1 protein-coding gene is annotated in these 444 nt (G+C 58.8%); it reads right to left on the minus strand.

What is annotated here, in order from left to right; genetic code table 11:
* Positions 1-204: 204 nt before the first annotated feature.
* The coding region (locus FWJ25_RS20920) for a hypothetical protein (RefSeq protein ID WP_188093689.1) at positions 205-444 on the minus strand (240 nt) is incomplete at its 5' end.

Here is a 444-nt window from a genome sequence, read left to right on the forward strand (position 1 = left end):
CCTAGGGCTGCTCTGCTCGGGGTCAGGGATCAGCCACACGTACGTACATACACGCTTCTATTGTCTCCAATCACATCACCGGAAAATTTTCTTTCTTTTTTTCTGTAACAATCACATGACTCCGTCGTCGCAAGAACAACAAGGGTGGCATGGCATGGCAAAGGTGTTTTCGTCGACATCACAGCAGGCTCTCTCGATCACATCTCACACCGTGTAGTTCTGCTGGATGGTGTCGATGTCCAGGCCCTTGAGCTTGACCACCGACTCCACGTGGCCCTTGAGGGTGTTGAGCTCCCGCAGCCTCGCGATCTCGGCGCGCCTCTTGGCCTGCTCCGCGATCTCGGACAGCTCGCGGTAGCTGTTCTTGTCGTGGAACAGCGTGCTGGTGGCGGCCTCCGGCGGCTGGAGCCCGTGCAGCGTCCTCTGCGCGGTGGCCCACTGCGC

The sequence above is a fragment of the Marinobacter salinexigens genome (genome assembly GCF_008370345.1).
In the GTDB taxonomy this organism is placed as follows: Bacteria; Pseudomonadota; Gammaproteobacteria; order Pseudomonadales; family Oleiphilaceae; genus Marinobacter; species Marinobacter salinexigens.